The 20,873-nt window shown below is 58.4% G+C and carries 15 protein-coding genes and 7 pseudogenes; 14 read left to right on the top strand and 8 right to left on the bottom strand.

Features of this window, described 5'->3' with window-relative positions:
• Positions 1 to 88: 88 nt before the first annotated feature.
• Positions 89 to 676, top strand: coding sequence for an MmpS family transport accessory protein (locus tag ML_RS17855; RefSeq protein ID WP_010907943.1), 588 nt, complete (start codon positions 89 to 91; stop codon positions 674 to 676).
• A gap of 114 nt (positions 677 to 790) precedes the next feature.
• Here ML_RS17855 and ML_RS04090 read toward each other — a convergent pair.
• Positions 791 to 1,375: pseudogene (locus ML_RS04090) on the bottom strand (ferritin-like fold-containing protein).
• Between the two features lie 322 nt (positions 1,376 to 1,697).
• Here ML_RS04090 and ML_RS04085 point away from each other — a divergent pair.
• Both ML_RS04085 and ML_RS04080 read left to right on the top strand, forming a co-directional pair.
• The gene (locus tag ML_RS04085; RefSeq protein ID WP_041322529.1) at positions 1,698 to 3,266 is read left to right on the top strand and encodes a DEAD/DEAH box helicase; all 1,569 of its coding nucleotides are present in this window, start codon (positions 1,698 to 1,700) and stop codon (positions 3,264 to 3,266) included.
• Positions 3,267 to 3,277: 11 nt separating this feature from the next.
• Positions 3,278 to 4,501, top strand: coding sequence for an Rv3212 family protein (locus ML_RS04080; protein WP_010907941.1), 1,224 nt, complete (start codon positions 3,278 to 3,280; stop codon positions 4,499 to 4,501).
• A gap of 29 nt (positions 4,502 to 4,530) precedes the next feature.
• Here ML_RS04080 and ML_RS04075 read toward each other — a convergent pair.
• Positions 4,531 to 5,289, bottom strand: a pseudogene (locus ML_RS04075) (ParA family protein).
• 205 nt (positions 5,290 to 5,494) lie between these two features.
• Here ML_RS04075 and ML_RS04070 point away from each other — a divergent pair.
• The 3 genes and pseudogenes from ML_RS04070 to ML_RS15370 all read left to right on the top strand — a co-directional run.
• Positions 5,495 to 5,749, top strand: a pseudogene (locus ML_RS04070) (histidine phosphatase family protein); the annotation flags it as partial.
• Between the two features lie 378 nt (positions 5,750 to 6,127).
• Positions 6,128 to 7,228 carry an isochorismate synthase gene (locus tag ML_RS04065; protein ID WP_041323726.1) on the top strand — a complete coding sequence of 367 codons (1,101 nt, stop codon included), beginning with the start codon at positions 6,128 to 6,130 and terminating at the stop codon, positions 7,226 to 7,228.
• 50 nt (positions 7,229 to 7,278) lie between these two features.
• Positions 7,279 to 7,704, top strand: a pseudogene (locus tag ML_RS15370) (GNAT family N-acetyltransferase).
• On the opposite strand, the gene ML_RS04060 reads toward ML_RS15370, so the two are convergent.
• A complete protein-coding gene (locus ML_RS04060; RefSeq protein WP_165443167.1) occupies positions 7,656 to 8,111 on the bottom strand; it encodes a hypothetical protein in 456 nt (151 codons plus the stop codon). The pseudogene ML_RS15370 and the gene ML_RS04060 overlap by 49 nt on opposite strands.
• A gap of 1,352 nt (positions 8,112 to 9,463) precedes the next feature.
• Here ML_RS04060 and whiB1 point away from each other — a divergent pair.
• Positions 9,464 to 9,718 (top strand): transcriptional regulator WhiB1, encoded by a 255-nt coding sequence (whiB1, locus tag ML_RS04055; RefSeq protein WP_010907938.1) that lies wholly within the window; start codon positions 9,464 to 9,466, stop codon positions 9,716 to 9,718.
• A 59-nt stretch (positions 9,719 to 9,777) separates the two neighbouring features.
• Here the strand turns inward: whiB1 and ML_RS04050 are convergent, their stop codons facing one another.
• The 4 genes and pseudogenes from ML_RS04050 to ML_RS15365 form a co-directional block, all read right to left on the bottom strand.
• On the bottom strand, positions 9,778 to 11,280 hold the full coding sequence (locus ML_RS04050; protein ID WP_010907937.1) for a sensor histidine kinase: 1,503 nt from the start codon (positions 11,278 to 11,280) through the stop codon (positions 9,778 to 9,780).
• Positions 11,281 to 11,329: 49 nt separating this feature from the next.
• Entirely contained in the window at positions 11,330 to 11,545 is a 216-nt protein-coding gene (locus ML_RS04045; RefSeq protein ID WP_041323723.1) for a biotin/lipoyl-binding carrier protein, read from the bottom strand.
• 384 nt (positions 11,546 to 11,929) lie between these two features.
• Positions 11,930 to 12,232, bottom strand: a pseudogene (gene rsrA / locus ML_RS17850) (mycothiol system anti-sigma-R factor).
• Positions 12,225 to 12,855: pseudogene (locus ML_RS15365) on the bottom strand (sigma factor); the annotation flags it as partial. The pseudogenes ML_RS15365 and rsrA, both read right to left, overlap by 8 nt.
• Positions 12,856 to 13,029: 174 nt before the next feature.
• On the opposite strand from ML_RS15365, the pseudogene ML_RS04040 reads away from it, so the two are divergent.
• The 7 genes and pseudogenes from ML_RS04040 to ML_RS04010 all read left to right on the top strand — a co-directional run bounded on the left by ML_RS04040 (position 13,030) and on the right by ML_RS04010 (position 19,822).
• A pseudogene (locus ML_RS04040) lies at positions 13,030 to 13,861 on the top strand (SDR family NAD(P)-dependent oxidoreductase).
• 73 nt (positions 13,862 to 13,934) lie between these two features.
• A complete protein-coding gene (locus ML_RS04035) occupies positions 13,935 to 14,342 on the top strand; it encodes a YbaK/EbsC family protein (protein ID WP_010907935.1) in 408 nt (135 codons plus the stop codon).
• A 738-nt stretch (positions 14,343 to 15,080) separates the two neighbouring features.
• Positions 15,081 to 16,859, top strand: coding sequence for a nucleotide-binding protein (locus ML_RS04030; RefSeq protein WP_010907934.1), 1,779 nt, complete (start codon positions 15,081 to 15,083; stop codon positions 16,857 to 16,859).
• Between the two features lie 1,333 nt (positions 16,860 to 18,192).
• A complete protein-coding gene (locus ML_RS18690) occupies positions 18,193 to 18,651 on the top strand; it encodes a PPE domain-containing protein (protein WP_145985177.1) in 459 nt (152 codons plus the stop codon).
• 89 nt (positions 18,652 to 18,740) lie between these two features.
• The gene (locus ML_RS18685; RefSeq protein WP_119607918.1) at positions 18,741 to 18,830 is read left to right on the top strand and encodes a PPE domain-containing protein; all 90 of its coding nucleotides are present in this window, start codon (positions 18,741 to 18,743) and stop codon (positions 18,828 to 18,830) included.
• Between the two features lie 244 nt (positions 18,831 to 19,074).
• Positions 19,075 to 19,407, top strand: coding sequence for a hypothetical protein (locus tag ML_RS04015; RefSeq protein WP_164920140.1), 333 nt, complete (start codon positions 19,075 to 19,077; stop codon positions 19,405 to 19,407).
• Between the two features lie 265 nt (positions 19,408 to 19,672).
• A complete protein-coding gene (locus ML_RS04010; protein WP_156511808.1) occupies positions 19,673 to 19,822 on the top strand; it encodes a hypothetical protein in 150 nt (49 codons plus the stop codon).
• A gap of 861 nt (positions 19,823 to 20,683) precedes the next feature.
• Here the strand turns inward: ML_RS04010 and ML_RS04005 are convergent.
• Positions 20,684 to 20,863, bottom strand: a complete 180-nt coding sequence (locus ML_RS04005) for a response regulator (protein WP_041322524.1) — start codon at positions 20,861 to 20,863, stop codon at positions 20,684 to 20,686.
• Positions 20,864 to 20,873: the final 10 nt, after the last annotated feature.

The raw sequence follows: 20,873 nt of genomic DNA, 5'->3' as shown, positions 1-20,873 counted from the left end.
CGGTTATTCACATCGGTAACATAGGAACCATCGATAACACAATGAACCGCCTTAACAGCAGCGTTCAGGGACTATCCCGACGAGAGCTATGCGACTAACGGAGACAACCTCTATCCGCCGGACAACTACGACGAGCTACTCTGGCCATCCAATCGTAGATGGCCGCCAAGTCGCCGCACTCCTCGGCAGCGTGGCGGCACTCTGCGCCATTGCGACCGCCGTCATCATCAACAGTGGAGACAACGCAACGACCAAGGCGATAGTGGGAGCACCAACGCCCCGCCCGGTGCTCACCACGCCGTCGATCCCTTTACCGGCGACCCCGTCCAGCACGCCCCCATTACTATTACTCCCAGACACAGCAACCGCCACGATACCGCACAAAGCTGCGCCACCAGCGCTACATCCACGCACCGTCGTTTACAACGTGACCGGCATGAAGGAGCTCCTCGACCTGGTAACTGTCGTCTACACCGACGCCCGTGGCTACCCCAAAACCGAGTTCAACGTGGTGCTGCCATGGACAAAGGCTGTAGTCCTTAACCTGGGCGTCAAAACCCAGTCGGTCGTTGCCACCAGCTTCCATAGTCAACTCCACTGCTCAATCGTCAACGCCGAGGGGCAACCAGTCGTGGCGTCAACCAACAACGCGGTCATCGCAACCTGCACCCGTTAGGCTCGCCAGCTTGCTCCACGAGCAATCGGGAAGAAGCCCTAGCGAAGGGACACCCCCGAGTTCGTACACTCGGCGGTCAAGTATCCGCTGCAAACGATCGAAAAACGAGCCGAGCTAGCTCGGACCACCGCCACCGGACACCACCAAGCCAACGAACTGATCGCCGTCGGCCAGCGGGTACTGCGCCTGGGTAACCGTTTCGCCGAACAGTCGACGCCCCCACAATGCCAGCCGGCTGCGCTGTTTGCTGCTGGCAGTCACCTCAGGTGCGCACCTTGGCCACGAGAAACTGCGTAGTGCGTGGTTTCCAACAGGACCAAACGCACCAAGTCAGCGACTTCATCCAGGCAACCCACCAAGCGATCTACCAAATAGTAAGTCGGAGGCTAAGGAATCATCGACATTGGCTTTCACCAAGGCTTCCAGCCACGTGCCCGGCGTGGTCAGCCAATGGTAATTTCCAGCGCCGACACGTACTTCGACATCGCCGACACTACGGTCAACACCTCGGAGCTCCAGGGCATCACGCAGCAACGCATAATGCCCCATTTCGACGGCGGCAATGCTCGCCATCGAGATCCGTACCAGCAAGCCCAGAGCCATCCGAGCCTCGCCGGTAAAAACGTAAAACGCGGCCACTATAAACCCATAAGCCAACAACGCGAACAATTCTTTGACGACCGAACGATCCGCCGGCAACCGTAACGCCGGCGAATCAGCCAATTGGCCCGCGGATGAAGGCGGGTGTATAGCAACACTCTGGTCGGCTAGTTTAGAAAAATGGCATCCGCTGGGTGACCGGCTATCATGCTCATGTAGTCTACATAGTAGCATTTTTGTGCTGCTGCCGGCGAAATGTGCGTGCACAGCTGTCCTACCCGGACTGAAGTTCCATATAGACTGAACGTGGAGCCGCCAACTCGGCGACCTATTCGGAGTCGGAGCAAATGCGCCCGTGAACCGCGACAGCAAAACACCGACACAAAACCGATTCAGTCACCGAAAGGCTTTTCACCCACATATGACTGCACCAACCAGTACAGCTGAACCGGCCTTCGCAAAACTTGGAGTCCGTGACGAAATAGTCCGTGCATTAGCCGAACGAGGCATTCAGCAACCTTTTGCTATACAAGAACTCACCTTGCCACTTGCACTCGCCGGCGACGACGTGATCGGCCAGGCCCGTACCGGGATGGGCAAGACTTTCGCCTTCGGCGTGCCGTTACTACAGCGCATCAGCGTCACTACCACAGCAAGGCCGCTGTCCGGCGCACCCCGAGGGCTGGTCGTTGTACCGACTCGGGAGCTTTGTCTACAAGTCGCCGATGACCTGGCCACCGTGGCAAAATACCTGACCGCTGACGACGACAACCGGCGGTTCTCGGTGGTGTCCATTTATGGCGGGCGGGCTTATGAGCCGCAGATCGAAGCACTACAGACAGGCGCCGACGTCGTGGTAAGCACTCCAGGGCGGCTGCTCGACCTGTGCCAGCAGGGCCACCTGCAGCTGAGCGGGTTGTCGGTGCTGGTACTCGACGAGGCCGACGAGATGCTCGATCTGGGCTTCTTTCCCGATATCGAGCGCCTCTTAGGACAAATCCCCACCGATCGGCAATCGATGCTTTTCTCGGCGACCATGCCGGACCCGATCATCACGCTGGCACGCACATTCATGGACCAACCCATCCATATCCGGGCCGAGGCACCGCACTCCTTGGCAGTGCACGACACCACCCAGCAATTCGTCTACCGCGCCCACGCATTGGACAAGGTGGAATTGATCAGCCGAATCCTGCAGGCGCGTGGACGGGGCGCGACAATGATCTTCACCCGCACCAAACGCACCGCGCAAAAAGTCACCAACGAGCTCAACGAACGCGGTTTCGCGGTAGGCGCCGTGCATGGCGACCTCGGACAGATAGCACGAGAGAATGCCCTCGAGGCTTTTCGGACCGGCAATGTCGACGTGCTAGTCGCCACCGATGTGGCCGCCCGCGGCATTGACATCGACGACGTTACCCACGTAATCAACTACCAGTGCCCTGAAGACGAAAAGATGTACGTCCACCGCATCGGACGCACGGGCCGTGCCGGCCGCACCGGGGTCGCGGTCACCCTAGTAGACTGGGATGAGTTGCACCGCTGGGAGACGATCGACAAGGCACTGGGCTTGGGCACCCCCGATCCGGCCGAGACATACTCCAATTCGCCCCATCTGTACACCGAGTTGGCCATTCCCGCCGAGGCCAGCGGAACCGTCGGCACGCCGCGCAAGGCGCAAGTCAAACGCCGCAAGACCGACCGTGACGGGGATAAGTCAGGAACGTCAGCGCAAGCCGCTAAGGCGGCGCGAACGAGCAATAGCGTACAGCGACACCGCATCCGCGGTGGCCAACCCGTCACCGGACATCCCACCAATAACCCGTCCGCCGACAGCCTGGCCACCAACGGCAAAGTCGTCGCGGAGACGCTGCCGAACTCCTCGTCGGGCTCCCCATCCACCAACGTCCGCCGTCGTCGACACCGCCGCAAGCCGACCGAGGTCGCCGAAAACGGTCTCGACAAAAACTTGGCTGTACAGGCCAATTGAGCTGTTGACACATGGTCAGACCCGAACGCCGGACCAAGGCCGACACCATAGCCGCCATGACGATCACGGTCGTCATGGCGGCTATGGTGTCGCTGATCTGGTGGACCAGCGACGCCCAGGCCACCCACAGCCGGCCGGCCACCATTCCAGCGCCCAATCCGACTCCAGCGCGGGAAGTGCCGACCGCCTTCAACCAGCTCTGGGCCGCTGCCAGTCCTGCCACCACCGCCCCCGTGGTGGTGGGTGGTGCGGTGATCACTGGCGACGGGCACCAAATAGATGGGCGCAACCCCGTCACGGGCGAGTCACGTTGGAGCTACGCCCGCGACAGCGATCTGTGCGGAGTGTCCTGGGTCTACCATTACGCCGTCGCGGTCTATCGAGATGACCGTGGTTGCGGTCAGGTCAGCACCATAGATGGATCCACCGGCCGTCGCGAAGCCGCCCGCAGTAGCTACGCCGATCCACACGTGCGCCTATCCTCCGACGGCACGGCGGTGTTGTCGGCCGGCGATACCCGCCTGGAACTCTGGCGCTCGGACATGGTCCGGATGCTCGCCTACGGTGAAATCGACGCCCGGGTGAAACCCCCGGCGCGGGGACTTCACTCCGGATGCACGCTGGAGTCCACAGCAGCTAGCTCATCGGCGGTAGCGGTGCTCGAGGCCTGTGCGAATCAGGACGATCTGCAGCTCGTGCTGTTACGCCCGGGCAAGGAAGACGACGAACCCCAACAACACCTGGTGGCCGAGCCCAGGGTCCGCTCTGGTTCGGGAGCCCGCGTGCTGACGGTTTCCGACACCCATACAGCTGTTTATCTGCCCGGAGAAGCCGGCACACAGCCCAGAGTGGACGTGATCGACGAAACCGGAACCACCGTGGCGAGCACACTGCTGACCAAACCGCCGTCGAGCTCGGCAGTGGTCTCGCAGGCAGGCAACCTAGTGACCTGGTGGACCGGAGATACCCTCATGGTCTTCAATCAGAGCAACCTCACCCTTCGGTACACCATTGCCGCAGGCGAAACGACTGCGCCAGTGGGGCCTGGTGTGATGATGGCCGGTCAACTGCTTGTACCGGTCACCGGTAAGATAGGCGTCTATGACCTGTTCAGCGGTGCGAATAACCGCTATATCCCGGTGCGTCGACCGCCGAGCAGCTCAGCAGTGATCCCGGCCGTTTCGGGTTCTACGGTGTTCGAGCAACGCGGCGACACCCTGGTAGCGCTGGGCTAGTTGCGGGGACCATGAGCTCGTACGGGCCGCTAAATCTCGACAGTGAACGTGGGCTGGAGGTTTGCCGTTCTATCCAATGCTTGCGCAGCCCCTATGCCAGTTCGCGATAGGCCAACGCCTCATTGAAGCGCACTGTGCGGCGAGATGGGCGGTGCCAGCACAGGCAGCGCATAGCGGTCTGCGAGGTCGAGCAGCATTTCACGAGTGTGGGGGTACGGAAATCCTACAGCGTAGGTAACACGCACCCAGCAGTCGCAGAAATCCAGGTTTGGTGATCTGCTGAACGTCAGCGACGGTGTACAGAAATTGGCCGGAGCCGCAGTGCCCCAGTATCTCGCACTGCAGCGGCACGATGGCCTTGTCGGCGGCCATCAAACCGTTGAGGGTGAGCACATCACGTGACAGCGGGCAATCCGATGACAGACCACGTCGAACTAGTCGGAGAGTTTGGCCAACGCACATTTGAGCCCATATTCGCGGCCCGTCCGCATCAGCAACACCGACTCAGCGTTGGCGAGGTCAATGTTGGCCGACAGCAGCGTCATTCCCTCCACCATCGTGACCAGCGAAACAATTTGGCTCGACCTCACCGAGCAATACCTCTCGTACACAGAAACCGGGAGTTTGTCGAGATCTTGGCCCAGCACAAGAGGTCAAACAACCCGGCGGATTTCAGATCGACAAGCAGTACTCGCTCCGCAATCGCCTCACCCCAGTGAGACCACCGTTGTCATCTTGACTACGCCCCCTTTCTGGTTGGCCACAGCCAGTACCCGGGCCTTAGTCACAAGCACTGTTCTCCCCCTGCAATGAAGAATTAGGGTTCCACACCCCACCTCATCGGAAATCATCTCCTCTGCGCATCGTCACCAGCGCGGTCACAGCGCTATGCTGGCACGTTCTCCTTGATATACCTCAGACGATGGCTCCGGCTCAGGGCGACAACCTATCGTCCGGCATGGGCTTAACACAACCACCGTCTGCTGCTACGACATGGCGATACGGCGTGGTCGAAATCGGGCCAGCACATTCGGCTGTACCGAGCTGGAGTTGACCGATACCGGCCGAGCACAGGCCAAGCTAGCTGAGCGGGCCCTAGCGGAACAGAAACTCGTTGATCCGATGATGGCCAGCAACCCACGTCAATGCGACCTAGTTACTGCCAAGTTGGCCGGACTTACCGTCGACAAAGTATCTCCATTACTAGCTGAATGCACCTACGGCTCCTACGAAGACCTCACCACCGCAAAGACTCGAGAAGCCGAACCTGCTTGGTTGGCATGGACGCACAGATACCCGAGGGGTGAAAAACGTCTGGCAAGTCAGCGAACATGCCGACCAGGCCGTCGCTATGGCGTTCGAGCACTTGGAGTCACGGACCATGTAGTCCGTCAGCCATGGCCACCTCTGCTGGGCGGTGATCACACGCTGGATCGGGCTGCCATTTGTCGAGGGCCGGCGCTTCGGTATGCGCATCAGCTCGATTGGGATGTGCGGGTTCGAGTACGGGCTACGGCAACTACACACGCTTGGGTCGCCTGGCTAGCCACGACCGGTCGCACCCGGGTGAACATCAACAATGACGACGACAAACGCCGCCCAGTGGCGCAGGAGAGAGCCGAACAAATGAGACCAAGCGAACCACCGTTCGCACTATGCGGACCACGTGGGACTCTAGTTGCCGACGGGGTGCACACACGCTACGACGATGTGTATTTAGCGCAAGCTGCACTGCGTTCTGGAGTTACGCCAATACTGTTGGGTGCATTACCTTTCGATGCGGAAAGCCCCGCCGCACTGATGGCACCTAGTGCTGTGCTGCGCACCGATACACTGCCAAACTGGCAGACCGGCCCGCTACCCACCCTGCGCATCACTGCCGCCGTCCCAACGCGTGCCAACTACCGCGTCTGGATAAGCAACGCACGCGAGCAACTCACCGCACCTGGCAACTCACTACACAAGGTAGTGCTTGCCCGCGCATTGCAGCTGGTCGCGGACGCTCCACTGGACGGCCGCGCCATCCTGCGCCGGCTAGTCACAGCCGACCCGACCGCGTACGGATATCTCGTCGACTTGACCGCAGCCGGCGGCCAGTACGCGGGTGTTGCCCTGGTGGGCGCCAGCCCAGAACTGTTGGTCTCGCGCTTCGGCGACCGTGTAGTCTGCCGGCCGTTTGCCGGTTCGGCCCCACGTGCTACCAACCCCGAAGTCGACTCCGCTAACAGCGCCGCGCTGGCCGGCTCGATCAAGAACCGTCACGAACATCAGCTGGTCATCGACGCGATACGTGCTGCCCTAGAGCCAGTGTGCGACAACTTGACGATCGCGCCCGAGCCGGAATTGAGCCGCACCGCGGCAGTCTGGCACCTATGCACACCGATCAGCGGCCGGCTGCGCGACACCTCAATCACAGCAATAGATTTAGCCTTGATGCTGCATCCCACTCCAGCGGTCGGTGGGGTACCGGCGGAAGCCGCATCCGAACTTATCGCAGCGCTGGAAGGTGACCGCGGTTTCTACGCAGGAGCAGTGGGTTGGTGCGATGCCAGGGGGGACGGTCACTGGGTGGTATCCATCCGCTGTGCTCAGCTATCGGCCGACCGCCGCATCGCCTTCGCCCATGCTGGCGGAGGCATCGTTGCCGAATCCGATCCCGATGACGAAGTTGATGAAACCACAGCGAAATTCGCCACGATTCTGAACGCGTTGGGAGTTAAGCAATGACCTAGCAATCCCATTGTACCAGACTGGAGAACGCCTCAGAAATTACGGCCATGATCCACGCATTTACCGAATTCGAACATGTTGACGATCAGTGCACTGTTAGCGAAACACGAATTTCCGCAGCGTTTTTTGGAAGTTCACTAAACTGGTTCAAAAGCACGTTACCGAAGTGGACGGTGAACTCGCCGCGGTGGCTCTATGGTTCCGTAACTTCTCCACATGGGACAGCGTTGCCAGCATCTATCTGTAAGGATCTGCTCGCACGAACGAGGTTGCGTCGGCGCGGCCTGGCTCGTGCACTGCTGGCAGCCGAATGCCTTGACAACAGCCACACCGGATTGTCATGGGCGGTGCTGAACTGGAACTCCGCTGCCATTGCGTTGTATTGAGTGGGATCGGCAGACATCCGGAGCGCAAAATGGGCCACCTACCGACTGTCCGCCTTGCGATTAGCTGAACTGGCCACACTACGCTGATAGGCACCTGCGGACCAGCGCACAGCCGGTGGACTGAAAAGCAATATCAACGCGATCAGCGCCACGATTCCCATTGGAAATCCGAAGGCCGACTGATGCGAGCCCACAACGAGATACCACGCTACAGGTAACAGCAGCAATTGGGTGAACACCGCCAGACCGCGACCCCAACGCTTGCCGACCAGCAACGCACATCCGGCAGCAAGCACCGCAACGCCGACCACAACGAACCAGATCGCTGTGCCCAAGCCGTTAACAATGCGCTGATCGGCGCCGGTGAGCCCGCGAACCACCAGCGCCGCAGCCACCACCAGCGCGACTGCACCTTGCACCACGACAATTAGTCCTGCGCCCCGCACAGCAGCCGGAGCACGCGAGAATACCGCCCGCTTATGTGGGAGTGTCACAACGTCAGCGTAGTCACACGGGCCGACGATCGCCCCGCTGCTAAGCAGCGCTATTACACGGTCCACATCGTCGCCGCCCCTAAGCTCATGCGTGCCGTGCTGATCGTCAACCCAACAGCCAAATTGACCACACCGACCGATCACGACCTGCTGACGCACACGCTCAAGAGGCGATCTTCAACTCACCGTTGAGCACACCAACAAACGGGGTTAAGGCACAGAATTCGCACACAAACAACCATTGAAGACTTTAAGAGTGGACCTCGTCATACAGGCGGCGACGGCACAGTCAACTGGAGTGGCTAATGGGGTTTACTCGGCCACACCGGTACCCGAGACCCGGTCCAGGGGCCACCGTCCGGGTGCCTGTGGTCATCGTGGCGCCTGGCAATTCGGCGAATGTGCTGACCCCTTTCTCGCGACCCGCTCGCTGCCACTAACCAGCTCATCCAATTACTCGACGATTACCGGCCGTTCTCAGATTTGATGCCGCATAGAGCTAAGTCGACTACGGCTAAAGGTGGGCCGTGTTCAACGCCGGAATTGGGTGTCGATACTGAAATAGTAGCCGCGGCCGAGGCCGGACGCCACAAGAGCGACAACGTCACACCATGGCGCTATAGCCGCTCGGCAGTACCCGCCCCGTACGGGGCTCTAAACGTGCCGTGAACCTAACCCTATTACACTGCAACTTCCCGGCCGTGAATCGAGAACCGTTGTCGGCTTTAATCTTTCGTGTCCAACTCGAGTCTATGGATTTACGTGAACGACCGATCAGTGTGGACCAACTCCCGGACGCAGCTTCGACGCTGGGCTGAGCGTGTTCGTTCCGACCAACCATGAAGCCGATCCCCACCTTGGCGAATCGTCCGACAGATGTTCACCAAACAGCCCAAGTTCAAGCACTTCATCACCGTGGATGACGTGCCGTTCCTACGAGTCACATCCACTGAAGCCCCCAATCGCCAGTCAGTTCGACGGGGATGATCTTGACGTGCGTGACACCATGACGTTTCGGGTGATTTTCGGACGGGCCGCTGGTCGTCGCTTCCGCTCGCCAAAACCGCACCTGAAATGTACTAACCAAGTATCTGATGCATGCCTGGTAAGATAGTTGTAGGAAGAAGTCGGCGGCGATTTCAGTAAAACGATGTAAGGACGTGGATGCCAGACGGTCAAAGTGAGGTTGCCCACGATCCACCTCTTGCTATTGACATATGTTGCCTTTGTGAAAGAATGGAAAGGTTGCACGCAATTGCGTAGAGGTACGGAACTTTTCTTGTGCATACGTTGACAGCCGAGGAAAAATATCCCGTGTGCTTTGCTGCGCAAACGGTAAGGAGTAACAAAGTATGGATTGGCGCCACAAGGCGGTCTGTCGCGACGAGGATCCGGAGCTGTTCTTCCCCGTAGGGAACAGCGGCCCGGCAATCGCGCAGATCGCTGACGCGAAACTGGTCTGCAATCGGTGCCCAGTCACCACAGAGTGCCTCGCCTGGGCCCTCAACACAGGTCAGGACTCGGGCGTCTGGGGCGGCATGAGTGAAGACGAGCGGCGAGCGCTGAAACGTCGGAACACCCGGACAAAGGCCCGCAGCGGGGTCTGACCCAGCTCGGAACAGTGCGACCTTGATAATAATATCGGGGCCGCATTGTTTCGAGTCCGCTACAGCAGCAACCGGGCCCGCCGGCCAATCGGCACCCGCAGCACCACATCGGTGCCACGATTGGGTGCTTTCCGCATGCCTAACGAACCGTCCAACTCGGAGGACACCAAGGTGCGCACAATTTGCAGGCCCAAGCTATCTGACCGTTCCAAGTTGAATCCTTGAGGTAACCCACGGCCGTCGTCGTGCACGACAACATCGAGCCAACGCGCCGAACGCTCAGCACTAATCGCCACAAATCCTTCTTGGGACGCCGGATCGAATGCATGCTCGATCGCATTCTGCACTAGTTCGGTGATCACCATGATCAGTGCTGTGGCACGGTCTGAATCCAGCATGCCCAGGTTGCCGACTCGGTTGATCCGAATCGGCCTGTCCACCGACGCCACATCGTTCATAATCGGCAGGATCCGATCGATGACCTCGTCAAGGTTGACTTGCTCGTCCACTGACATCGACAACGCGTCGTGCACCAATGCGATCGACGACACCCGTCGCACCGACTCGATCAACGCTTCTCGCCCTTCGGCGTTGGCCATCCTCCGGGCCTGCAACCGCAGCAGCGCCGCGACAGTTTGTAGGTTATTCTTGACTCGGTGGTGTATTTCCCGGATCGTGGCGTCCTTAGAGATCAGCGCACGATCACGGCGCTTCACCTCGGTGACGTCACGGACCAGCACGGCCGCGCCCACGCTCGAACCATGCACCACCAACGGCAGCGTCCGCAGCAGCACTGTAGCCCCACCGGCGTTAACCTCCACTCGCATGCTCGGTCCGCCGTCCAGCAAGTCCTGCACATGCTTGGCCACCTCCTGCGCCTCGAAGGGGTCCGACAGCAGTGGCCGAGTGACTTTCACCAGATTGCGGCCTTGCAATTCGGCAGTCAGGCCCATACGGTGGAACGCCGACAACGCATTGGGGCTGGCAAAGGCGACGACACCGTTGCGATCGAGGCGAATGAAACCATCGCCTGCCCGCGGAGTAGAGTGCGACACCGCCACGTCCCCCACGTCGGGGAAAGTGCCCTCTGCCAGCATGTGCAGAAGATCCGTGGCGCACGCCAAGTAGGCGATCTCCAAATTGCCGGGCCTGCGACGCGCTGCCAGTTCAACTTGGTGCTGCGTCAGCACCGCGACCACCTGGTCACCATACCGCACCGGAGAAGCCGCAACGTTCCGACCGAATGGCAACCACGAATACTGCTGACCCGCAGCGTCTTCATGCTGAACGGCACCAGAGGTAAACATCTCAGTGACAAGCGGCAGCATATCGGCGCTTGCGACGCTACCCACAGCATCGGTCTGCAGAACCGTCGGCGCAGTATGCGGCCGGCATTGCGCCACACAGACCAGCACCCCGTCATCACGGCTGACCCACATCAGGTAGTCGGCAAAGGACAGGTCAGCAAGCAGCTGCCACTCCCCTACCACCGCATGCAAGTGGCCAACGGCGTTGCCCGGCAGCACCGTATGTTCAGCAAGCAAATCACCGAGAGTAGACATTTGTCACTCCCGGAACGTTTCTCGGCGGCAGGTACGAAGACTCCACCGGCTAGCTGATCACAGCAATAAGGTCGCCGGCCTGAATAACATCGCCCACCGAGACACTCACCTTGCTGACGATGCCGGCAACTCCAGCCAAGACGGGGATCTCCATCTTCATCGACTCCAGCAGAACCAAGACGTCACCTTTGCCGATTTGATCCCCCTCGCTGACAACGACTTCAAGCACACTGGCCACGATCTCGGCACGAACATCCTCGGCCATCTTCACTCCACTCATTTCGGCCACTGGCGCATGCTGGCTGCTGGTATCTCAAGCTTGATCAGGCGCAATAACATATCGAACCATAAGATCGAGTCACGACGACACGTGGGCTAGTGGCACCCCGTGAGACACTGCAAGAACGACACCATGAGACACTGACCAGCAACATGATGGGTGCCGATCCCCTAGATTTTGGGGCAACAACGGAGGTTTCCCTAAGCCCACAAGAAACACAACACGCAAACGCAGCAAAGTCAACCACGGCAACCGAACTGTCTTAACCTAGCTACTATGCTCATCGCATCTGCATTTATGTGTTATAGGACTGCAGTTGCCACCTTCCACTTGCGGGAGAACTCAACAAATCACAACCGGACGTGACTGTTACAGTATATCATGGATGATGGTAGTTTTGCAGATCTCGCGTTTGAGGCGTTCCCGTAGGCCTTCAGGAACATTGTTGCCTTTGCACTGCGTCGCGATCAATGCTTTGATCCGCTCTTCCAGCCCGCAATGCTTCAGGCATCCAGAGCATGCCTACCATGTGTTCGCGCAACCTCTCTCGAATCTCAGCGGTGCATTCACCGTCAAGCAGTGATGCCATAATCCTGACAATATACTTCCGGCGCAACCGACGCTATCGCGATAATCGCTGTCCTCGGCGCCTGGACCGGATAATTCACTCATGACGACACCTCCTTGGTAGAGCCTGCAAGACGTGGACGAAACCCCGCTCCTTGGCCACAATAAGAACACTGAACACTACAGTGACGTCTGCCGCGATGAAGCCGCGTCATCGTAGTCCCCCAATTGGGGTATACTAAATCTAGGCGATCTCCTTGCAGGGAAACCCTCAACGTCAGCCTAGTAGACTGCCATTCGGAACTTTTCTGGCAATGCCTGCAGCGCTCGTTTGATCTCGATGTCCAGTAACGTCTCAAGAGCTTCGACTTCGGCCGAGCACAGCCAGACTAAGGAATGATCGGCAGACTAAGGAATGATCGGCGTTCGACGCCAATTGCCAATCGGTGATCTCGTCGCCTGGCTGCCACTGCTTCTCGCCATAGCTGTTGATAGCACGTGTTCTTCAGCATCCGGTATAGCCTCGCCTCGAGATTCATGCCCGTGCGGAACAAGCGACACCTGAGTAGACTGTCACCGTCGCCTCCTGGAGACGGTCCTCGGCATCGACGGGATTGCGCGTTATACGCGTTATACCCAGTACACCACCATTAGAGTTGACCCCACACGGGAATCGCTTTGCGCTCAAAACGCACAGTAGGCTTTTCGTCATCGGTCTCCTCTGGCGGCCAGGCTCGAAAAACTTCCTACCCGGCTCGCGCCGTCTCGATTAACCCGGCCCTTTTGGTTGCAGTGACACCGGACAGCGCTGGCCAGCGGACTATTTCCGAGTGCCAATGATCAACGAACTGGGTTAGGTACCACAATCCAGCCAAATCGGAAACGGCGTTTAGTGTGACGCCATGTCTCTCAATAGCAAGACCATAGTTCATCTCGGGCACCAGTCGCGGCATCGGCCTTGCGACCGCCAAAACGGGCTGCACATGGTGATGCCAGCATGGCCCTGATCGTCGAGACCGCCGAGTCACAGTCCAAGCTGCCTGGCGCGGTCTTCCCCGTGGGCAAGGAGCTCGAGAACACGAGCGACCAAGCACTGCCGATCGTCGGGGACATCCGCAACCTAGATTCCGTCGAGTCTGCGGTGGCCAAGACCGTCGAGCAGTTCGGCGGCATCGATATCTGCGTCAACAACCCGTCAGCAATCAACCTGGGACCCATCAACGATGTTCCTATTACGCCCACGGCGTCACAAGCGTGCATCCCACACACGAAGAACCGCCAGAAGAACCCGCACATCCTAACGTTGTCACCGCCGATACTGCCCCAACAACAAGAAGTGGCTGACACCGACGGCCTAACTTGATATCCCAAGTTGGGGTTGGGCATAACGCTGTGCGCGCTCGGGATCGCTGAGAAGATGCGTGACGCCGGTATCGCGTCGAAACACGTTGTAGCCACGCACGCTGGTGGCCCCCGCGGGGATGCAGAACCTGCTTGGCGGCGACGAGGCGATGGCGCGAACTCGGGCAACCCGAGGTATATGCCGATGTATCTTACGCGCTCTTCAACAAACCGGCCCAAAAAATACACCTGCAACTCCGTGCTGTAAGCAAGATGTGTTGGTGGAGTCCAGCGTCACCAACTTGTCGGTCTACAACTGCGTGTCGAGCAGGAAACTCAGCGTCGACCTCTAGGGTGGAAGAGGCCAACCGGCCGGGCTACCCCCAGCCCTAAGCATATGAACGCTACTAGATTTGCAGCCCCAGGACCCGTAGCACTGATACAAGCCATCTTACTACACGAGATCTTGCAATTCGACACCGTTAACAACCTATCTCGCAATACCCTGACACCGCGTCTGAGCAGGTATTCAAAAACACTGATTATCGCGCTACCTCGCGAGCTAGCCATCGCGATACTGTCGGCACCGTCCCGATTGTCGCTGAAGGAGACTGCCGCGGCGCCCGGTGTGACCAAAGCCAACACGGCCGAACCCGCTGCCGCTCAGCGGGCTACTAGCTATGTCGTCGGCGGGGTCTTCCCTTCTGGTCAGTGGAAGCGGTTGCGGACGGTTGTGGACACCTCAGCGTTGAGCTGGGACCGGGTGCTTTGCAACGCCGGTAAGCGGCATCGACTCCTTGCGCCAGGATGCCGAGGCGAACCAGGTTATGTTCGGCATCCATCCGGCTGGCGATCGGCCGAGCGGTGCTGGTGAGCAAGCAGGTCCAGCAGTGCGGCGAGCCCGTCTGGCTCGATGGCTGGATTCGGGATTTCGGGAACTCCCTAGGGGAATATATATATATATATATATATATATATATTCAAGTAACACAGCTGCTGACTATGAGCGCCCATCACCCTAGCTTTTCTCAACTGCGCAGCCATATCAGAAGCGCCAACCCGCATATTGATCAATCAACAAATTTATGATATGGATCACATTAAGTGACAGTTCGTGTGACTGTCACACAGACAACCCCATAGCACATCGCGAAACATCGAGCAGCAGACCATTGACGGCGCAACAGCCTTGACCCACTACACCTAGACATAGACCAGCGGCGATCCACAGCGCCATCAGCTGTCGACACTGCGGTGAAATAACCGCGTTCCAAACGACAAAACCTGTCGGCTCCGGAGCAGACGGCTATCGCGGCCGTCTGGTCGCACCACACCTATAGAGTTCCACCGCCTCGCGGGAACCCACAAACTACACCCGTCACGATCCACGTAGCCGAAGATGTCTCAACCCTCAATTAACGGCCACATCAAACCGTGTTGAACTCACACAACGTCACTATTACACAACGTCACTATTCTGGGCCGCGATCGGAATAGGCAAATACCAGCAAATCGCGGCAAGCGCCAGTAAGACTGGGCAATGGGCGCGTCTGCAAACTCGGTTGCATTGCAGTAGGCTCTGCAGCCGACCATTGACCAGGAGCAATAGCCAATGACTACTTTTAGAGAACGACGCACCATGTTCGACGCCGCCGTGGCAAGTTACCAGTCCGGAGACAAGACCAGCGCTGGGGCCGCTTTCGCGCGTCTCACCGTTGAGAACCCCGACATGTCCGACAGCTGGTTGGGGCGCCTAGCTTGCGGCGACCATAATCTCGACACTTTGGCCGGAGCCCACCAGCACTCGGAAGTGCTGTACTCTGAAACCCGCCGCGTCGGACTCAAAGACGGTGATCTGCGCGCCGAGATCGCTGCACCGATGTATCTGACATTGACGACATGGTCGCGTGCTACTATCGGCCTTGCATACGCCAGCGCACTTATTAACGCAGGCCGCTACGATGAAGCGTCAGTAGCTCTCGATGATCCAGTTGTCACCGAGGACGATGACGCTGCCCTAGCCCGCCAGTTCGTCATGGCAACGTTGTTCCACCAGACTCGCTCCTGGTCTAACGTTTTGAAAGTTGCCGAGGTCCCGCCACAGAACAGCAACACCGATGATCGCAATGAACTCACCGACGCCGTGGCGGCACTCGCTTCAACCGCCGCATCGAATTTGGGCCAGTTCCAGTTCGCGTTGGAACTCACCGAAAGAGTCTCGACCACCAACCCACAGGTGGCCGCTGACGTGGCGCTTAACAGGGCGTGGTGCCTGCGGGAACTGGGAGACGATAACGCTGCCAGGGCCGCCCTCACTGCCGCTCCCGTCAACGACATCCCAACTACACACAACACGGCCGAGCCGGCTAGCCGCCCGCAACCGACCACGTTTCGGCATCCCTACGACGACGGACGTGATCTCCTGGTGGCTCGTCGGCGTCCTGCAGCCGGGGACGGTTGGCGCAAGTTTGTGACCAAAGCGACTTTAGGTCGGGTAAATCCGGAACCAAGCGCCAAGGCCGAGCAGACGAATGAATTGCATCGCCGTATCTGCGCTCCGCTGGCCGATGTCCACAAAGTAGCGTTCGTCTCCGCCAAGGGCGGCGTGGGTAAGACCACGATCACGGTGGCGCTGGGCAATACCATGGCCCGGCTCCGCGGCGATCGGGTAATTGCCGTGGATGTCGATGCCGATCTGGGGGATCTTTCGGCACGATTCCGTGAGCGCGGTGGACCGCAGACCAATATCGAACATTTCGTGTCAGCACGGAACGCCAAACGCTACGCGGATGTGCGTGTACACACCGTTATGAACAATGACCGGCTAGAAATGCTTGGTGCCCAGAATGATCCGCGGTCCACATACAGGCTTGGTCCTGATGACTATGAGACTGCAATGAAGATCCTGGAAAATCACTGCAACGTGATATTGCTTGATTGTGGAACCCCGGTCAACGGGCCATTGTTCAACAAGATTGTCAGCACAGTCACTGGCCTGGTTGTGGTGGCATCCGACGACGTGCGTGGTGTCGAAGGAGCGTTGGCCACCCTGGACTGGCTGGATGCCCATGGGTATGCTAGGCTGCTTCAGCACACGGTGGTAGTTCTCAACGCAATTCAAAAAACCAAGCCCTTTGTGGATTTCGGAATCGTCGAGAACCAATTCAGGAAGCGGGTCCCGGATTTCTATCCGATGCCCTATGACCCGCATCTGGCCACTGGTTTAGCCGTTGAATACACCTCCCTCAAGCGAAAGACAAGGAAGGCGTTGAAAGAATTGGTTGGGGGTGTGGCACAATACTATCCGGTCATCCGAGCACAGCAACGCGACGAGGATGGTTTGGGAACCTGGATCGAAACGATACGCCAGGTGGAGATGACGTCTCGTTGAGCTTGACGAGTAGCATGCTGTCACAAGATTACGCACGTACCCGATAACGATCGAGCAACCGGAAAGCCAAAGGCAAAGTAAATCTTTACGATTTGGATGCCGAAATTCCGGGAGCAGATGTTTCGGAGCAGCGAAAAGCCCGGGTAACAAGACAGAGCAGGAAATAAAAATAATGAGCATGTGGCGCCAAGGTATGAAGAACAGACGAGTAAATCTCCAGCAGATCGCGTGGAAGGCCATGATGGAAGTATCTGCGACCTAGCTACTCATACGACATCCGCCAACGCGGCACCAAAGATGGTGTGTTCCTAGCTTAGGACTACGAGGAGGATCCGCTAATAAAGTAAGGTGGCGTTAACGGCCTCCAACGAGCCCAACCGGACCTGTATCCCGCTCTACCGCCGTACGGGCAACATCAGATGGACCTCAGCGACAAACGGGTACTATAGGTTGGCTCCAGACACGGCGCCGGAGCCTCATATCTCATCCGCACCTTGCACCCGGCCGACGCCCCGATCCGGATGCTTGCTTTCGCAAAGGGTAATCGGTGCGGAAGTTATGTGCGGGATCAGGATAGAAAATTCATGGCCGTGATTGCACGGACGATGCCCATTCATTGGTATCCACATTCAATTGGTATCCCTGCGCCACTTACAGCCCGCATTACCTTCGAAGACCCTCCGGAACCTGCAATCTCGTACCAGAGATACTGCTTCGTCAAGGCGTGAGGCAACGAACCCGCTCGGTAACGTTGCCCGTCTGATCGGGGTACTCTTCCACGTTCACATTGTCGCCTGCCTATATCTGTGTTGAGTACCTGTTCAGCACCGACCCGATGACCCGCAACCGCACCGGCAGAAAGCCTACTAGTCGGTCCTCATGACGCGCGGCTACTCACCGCCCAGCAAGCTGCGCTAGAACCGGATTAGCTGGCCAACGATCGGCCAGCACCGGTCCATGGCCGAATGTGGCGAACACATAGACAATTCCTTACTCCATCGAGTAAATACCAAAAAGCACCTACTATAAGCAGTGTCTTTCCCGTCCAGGCCGGCACTAAAAGTATCGAATTATACTACCAGGAAACCAGTAATAAATAGCAACTTCCATGCATTTAACGCAAATTGGTTCAATGGACTTTATAAACGGTCTGTTCGATGTTTATCGTTCCAATATAATTAACCAAAGTTAATATAAAGAAAATGACCAAGGAGATATAGTTTAGCATCGCGCACAATCATCGCGAACAATGCCGGACTGCGACCGGTGAGGTAAGCTCTCACGGAGCGCTGGCTGAGTACCGCGCTAGTGGCAGGCGGCAGGCCCAACGGGCTTGCCGCGGCCATCGACCCGGCCAAGCCAGGGCTTCCAAGTCACCGTGCTAGAGGCCGTCGACGACGTCAACCGCAGCACTGGTGTGCTGCACTACTCCGTCGGACATCATCATGCAGCCGCTGCTAAGGCTCCCGCATCATCCGCTGATGCTGACCCGGTTTGGTGCACCCACCTTACTTCAGGGCATCGACATTCGCCCAACCGTTTCGCACCGAGCAGGAGCGGGCGCTATTTGATGGATTTCGCAACGTTACCTCCGGAAATCAACTCCCCCAGAATGTATGCCGATCCAGGTTCAGGACCGATGATGGCGGCCGTAGCAGTCTGGGACGAATTGGCCACCGAATTACACTCGGCAGTAGCCTCCTACGTCACTGTGACCGCTGCGCTGGCCGGCGTGCGCCGTGGCAAGGCTGATTCAATATCAATCACATCCGTCGTCAGCGTGGATAAGTAGCACCACTACCCACGCTGCGCAAGCGGGCTCCCAGGCCAAGGCCGCCACGGCAGCCTTTGAAGCAGCTTTCGCCATGACGGTTTCCGCCGGTGGTGATCGCGGCCAACCGTGTCCAGTTAGCTTCGCTGAATGCGACCAACATCCTCGAGCAAAACACCCCCGTGATCGCAGTCACCTAAGCACACTACGCCAAGCTGTAGACCAGGATGTCACCGCCATGTATGCATACGCCGCCGTTTCGGCCACCGCAGCGAAATTGCCACCGTACAACCCCACCGCAGTTTTTCCTGCGCCGCCGTTCGGGTCAAGAGCCGCCAATTCTCATAATCACAGAGGGCTCGGATCCAGATCGCGTGTTGCTAGATCGATCCTTGCGGCCTCACCACGCTAGACGCGTGCCATCCCTCGTGGAGCAATCGGCTTGTGATCGCGCAGATCCGCGTGCATCATCTCGACGACCAGACCACACCCGAGACGGTGGTGTTCCAGACACCGCTACGCCAATTAGTGACGACGGTCAGCGGCGATAATGTGGTGGCTGTGATTAGCGCGATGGCTGGAGCAACAGGAATTTACCTAGTCGACGGGAACAGCCGCGCCCCAGGGCTGCTGGGGCTATACGACGACACGGTAGATGGCAATCAGGCACTGCTCAAAGTTGGAGCACGAAATCTGATGTATGAGATCACCATCCGAGATACACCGGCTGGCCGGGTCTGCCTCGTCGATCCGAGCTGCCCCACCCACGATGCGTAGCGCACCATGGTCACCCTGCCGCCTCGGGAACGTGCCCACTGGATGTACCGCATTGATCGAACCCAGCCACGAACAGCTGCGTTTCTTTAGCCATTAGCAGCGCATCTGAGGAACCTCTGCTGGTGTTGTACGACATGCATGGCCAACCTCCCTACGGTGTGCCAACACCGGGGTCAGGCCCAAGTACACTGACCAACTTGGCCAGCATGCCAGGTTATTTCGTACTGGCCTGGTTTCTATATACCAAATTCACGCCCCCGCGGCGGTGTACCGGCTCGACCTTGCGGATCGACTCGTCCACCTTGACGATGCGGATGATGCCCCGTCGCCCACCGGCGCAGCCACCACGATGCATCGGATGATCTACTCCGCCGACGACAACATCCGCATGCCGATCTATCTGACCGTGGCCTGACGGGATCACCGACGGACCGTGCCCGAGAATCCTGTGCGCTTACGGTGACCTCAGAGCGTAAGCCGCCGCCTACAGTCCCTCGGTGCTGGCCTTAGGTCAAGGCGGGCGGAATCTATGCTATCGCCAGGATTCCCGGTGGCGGGGTCACACGGCAGCTGGTGACGTGCTGCGGCGCACATCCGCAACAAAGCCCTCAGCGACTTCGACGCCACCGCACGATGGCTGGACAGCAGCGGTTCGACCACTCCCGCCAGCTGGCCAGCTCCGGAGAGCCCTACACAGCGAATTCACCATCGCTGTCACGCTCACCCACGACCTACACCTTTACGCGGCCACAGTCTACTCTCGTCCACCCACCGACATGATCAGCTACTCATGACTTGAAGCCGGAGCCTTATGGACAAAAGAATTCAACGATCCCAACAACCCCGAAGACGACAACACGCTCCTGTGCTACCCTCGCTACCACAACGTCAAGCCCGGCGCCGCCTTCCCGACTCGTCTTGCTAACCAGCCCTCGCTACGACGCCCGTGTTGACTCCGGGGCATGAACATGCACCAGACCGAGAGACGTGATGTTCGGAGATGGGTTCTTAGGCGGAATAGCTCGCGCCTAAATTTGATTATGAAGGACGTCGACCGACACCGACCCACGAAAGGTCATTGCACCAAATCTACAACGCATAACCTCTGACAAGGCAGCTCCCCCGATCCGAGACACTAAGTTTGTCGCACAGGTGCTGCACATGCGTCTCAAACTGTGCTCAGGCGTCCAATGAAAATGAAGAAGTCGCGTAGCAATTTCCGAAACCGGCTATACCCGTTGACCATTATAGCCACCACCTGGGTCTCGCACTCGACTCAAAAACGCCGCCGTTCCTCTGGCCCGTTGTTTGACTTCATGGACCAACCACCCGGCTGACCCGGTGGGCAGGTACGGACTTTGACCACAGCGTCGACGATCTTGTCGCTATCGAATTCCTTAGTCAAATAGCCTGAAACGCCACCGGTCAAAGCGTGATAGGCTAGCAGAACCGTCATCAAATGCGCT

This window comes from Mycobacterium leprae TN, assembly GCF_000195855.1.
Taxonomy (GTDB): Bacteria; Actinomycetota; Actinomycetes; order Mycobacteriales; family Mycobacteriaceae; genus Mycobacterium; species Mycobacterium leprae.
Note: the sequence above shows the minus strand (reverse complement) of the source record. Positions and strands in the feature narration are given on the sequence as shown.

Coding starts and splice junctions, on each gene's coding strand:
- ML_RS17855 (WP_010907943.1), top strand. CDS start 89: ATGCGACTAACGGAGACAACCTCTATCCGCCGGACAACTACGACGAGC.
- ML_RS04085 (WP_041322529.1), top strand. CDS start 1,698: ATGACTGCACCAACCAGTACAGCTGAACCGGCCTTCGCAAAACTTGGA.
- ML_RS04080 (WP_010907941.1), top strand. CDS start 3,278: ATGGTCAGACCCGAACGCCGGACCAAGGCCGACACCATAGCCGCCATG.
- ML_RS04065 (WP_041323726.1), top strand. CDS start 6,128: ATGAGACCAAGCGAACCACCGTTCGCACTATGCGGACCACGTGGGACT.
- whiB1 (WP_010907938.1), top strand. CDS start 9,464: ATGGATTGGCGCCACAAGGCGGTCTGTCGCGACGAGGATCCGGAGCTG.
- ML_RS04050 (WP_010907937.1), bottom strand. CDS start 11,280: ATGTCTACTCTCGGTGATTTGCTTGCTGAACATACGGTGCTGCCGGGC.
- ML_RS04045 (WP_041323723.1), bottom strand. CDS start 11,545: ATGGCCGAGGATGTTCGTGCCGAGATCGTGGCCAGTGTGCTTGAAGTC.
- ML_RS04030 (WP_010907934.1), top strand. CDS start 15,081: ATGACTACTTTTAGAGAACGACGCACCATGTTCGACGCCGCCGTGGCA.
- ML_RS04005 (WP_041322524.1), bottom strand. CDS start 20,863: ATGACGGTTCTGCTAGCCTATCACGCTTTGACCGGTGGCGTTTCAGGC.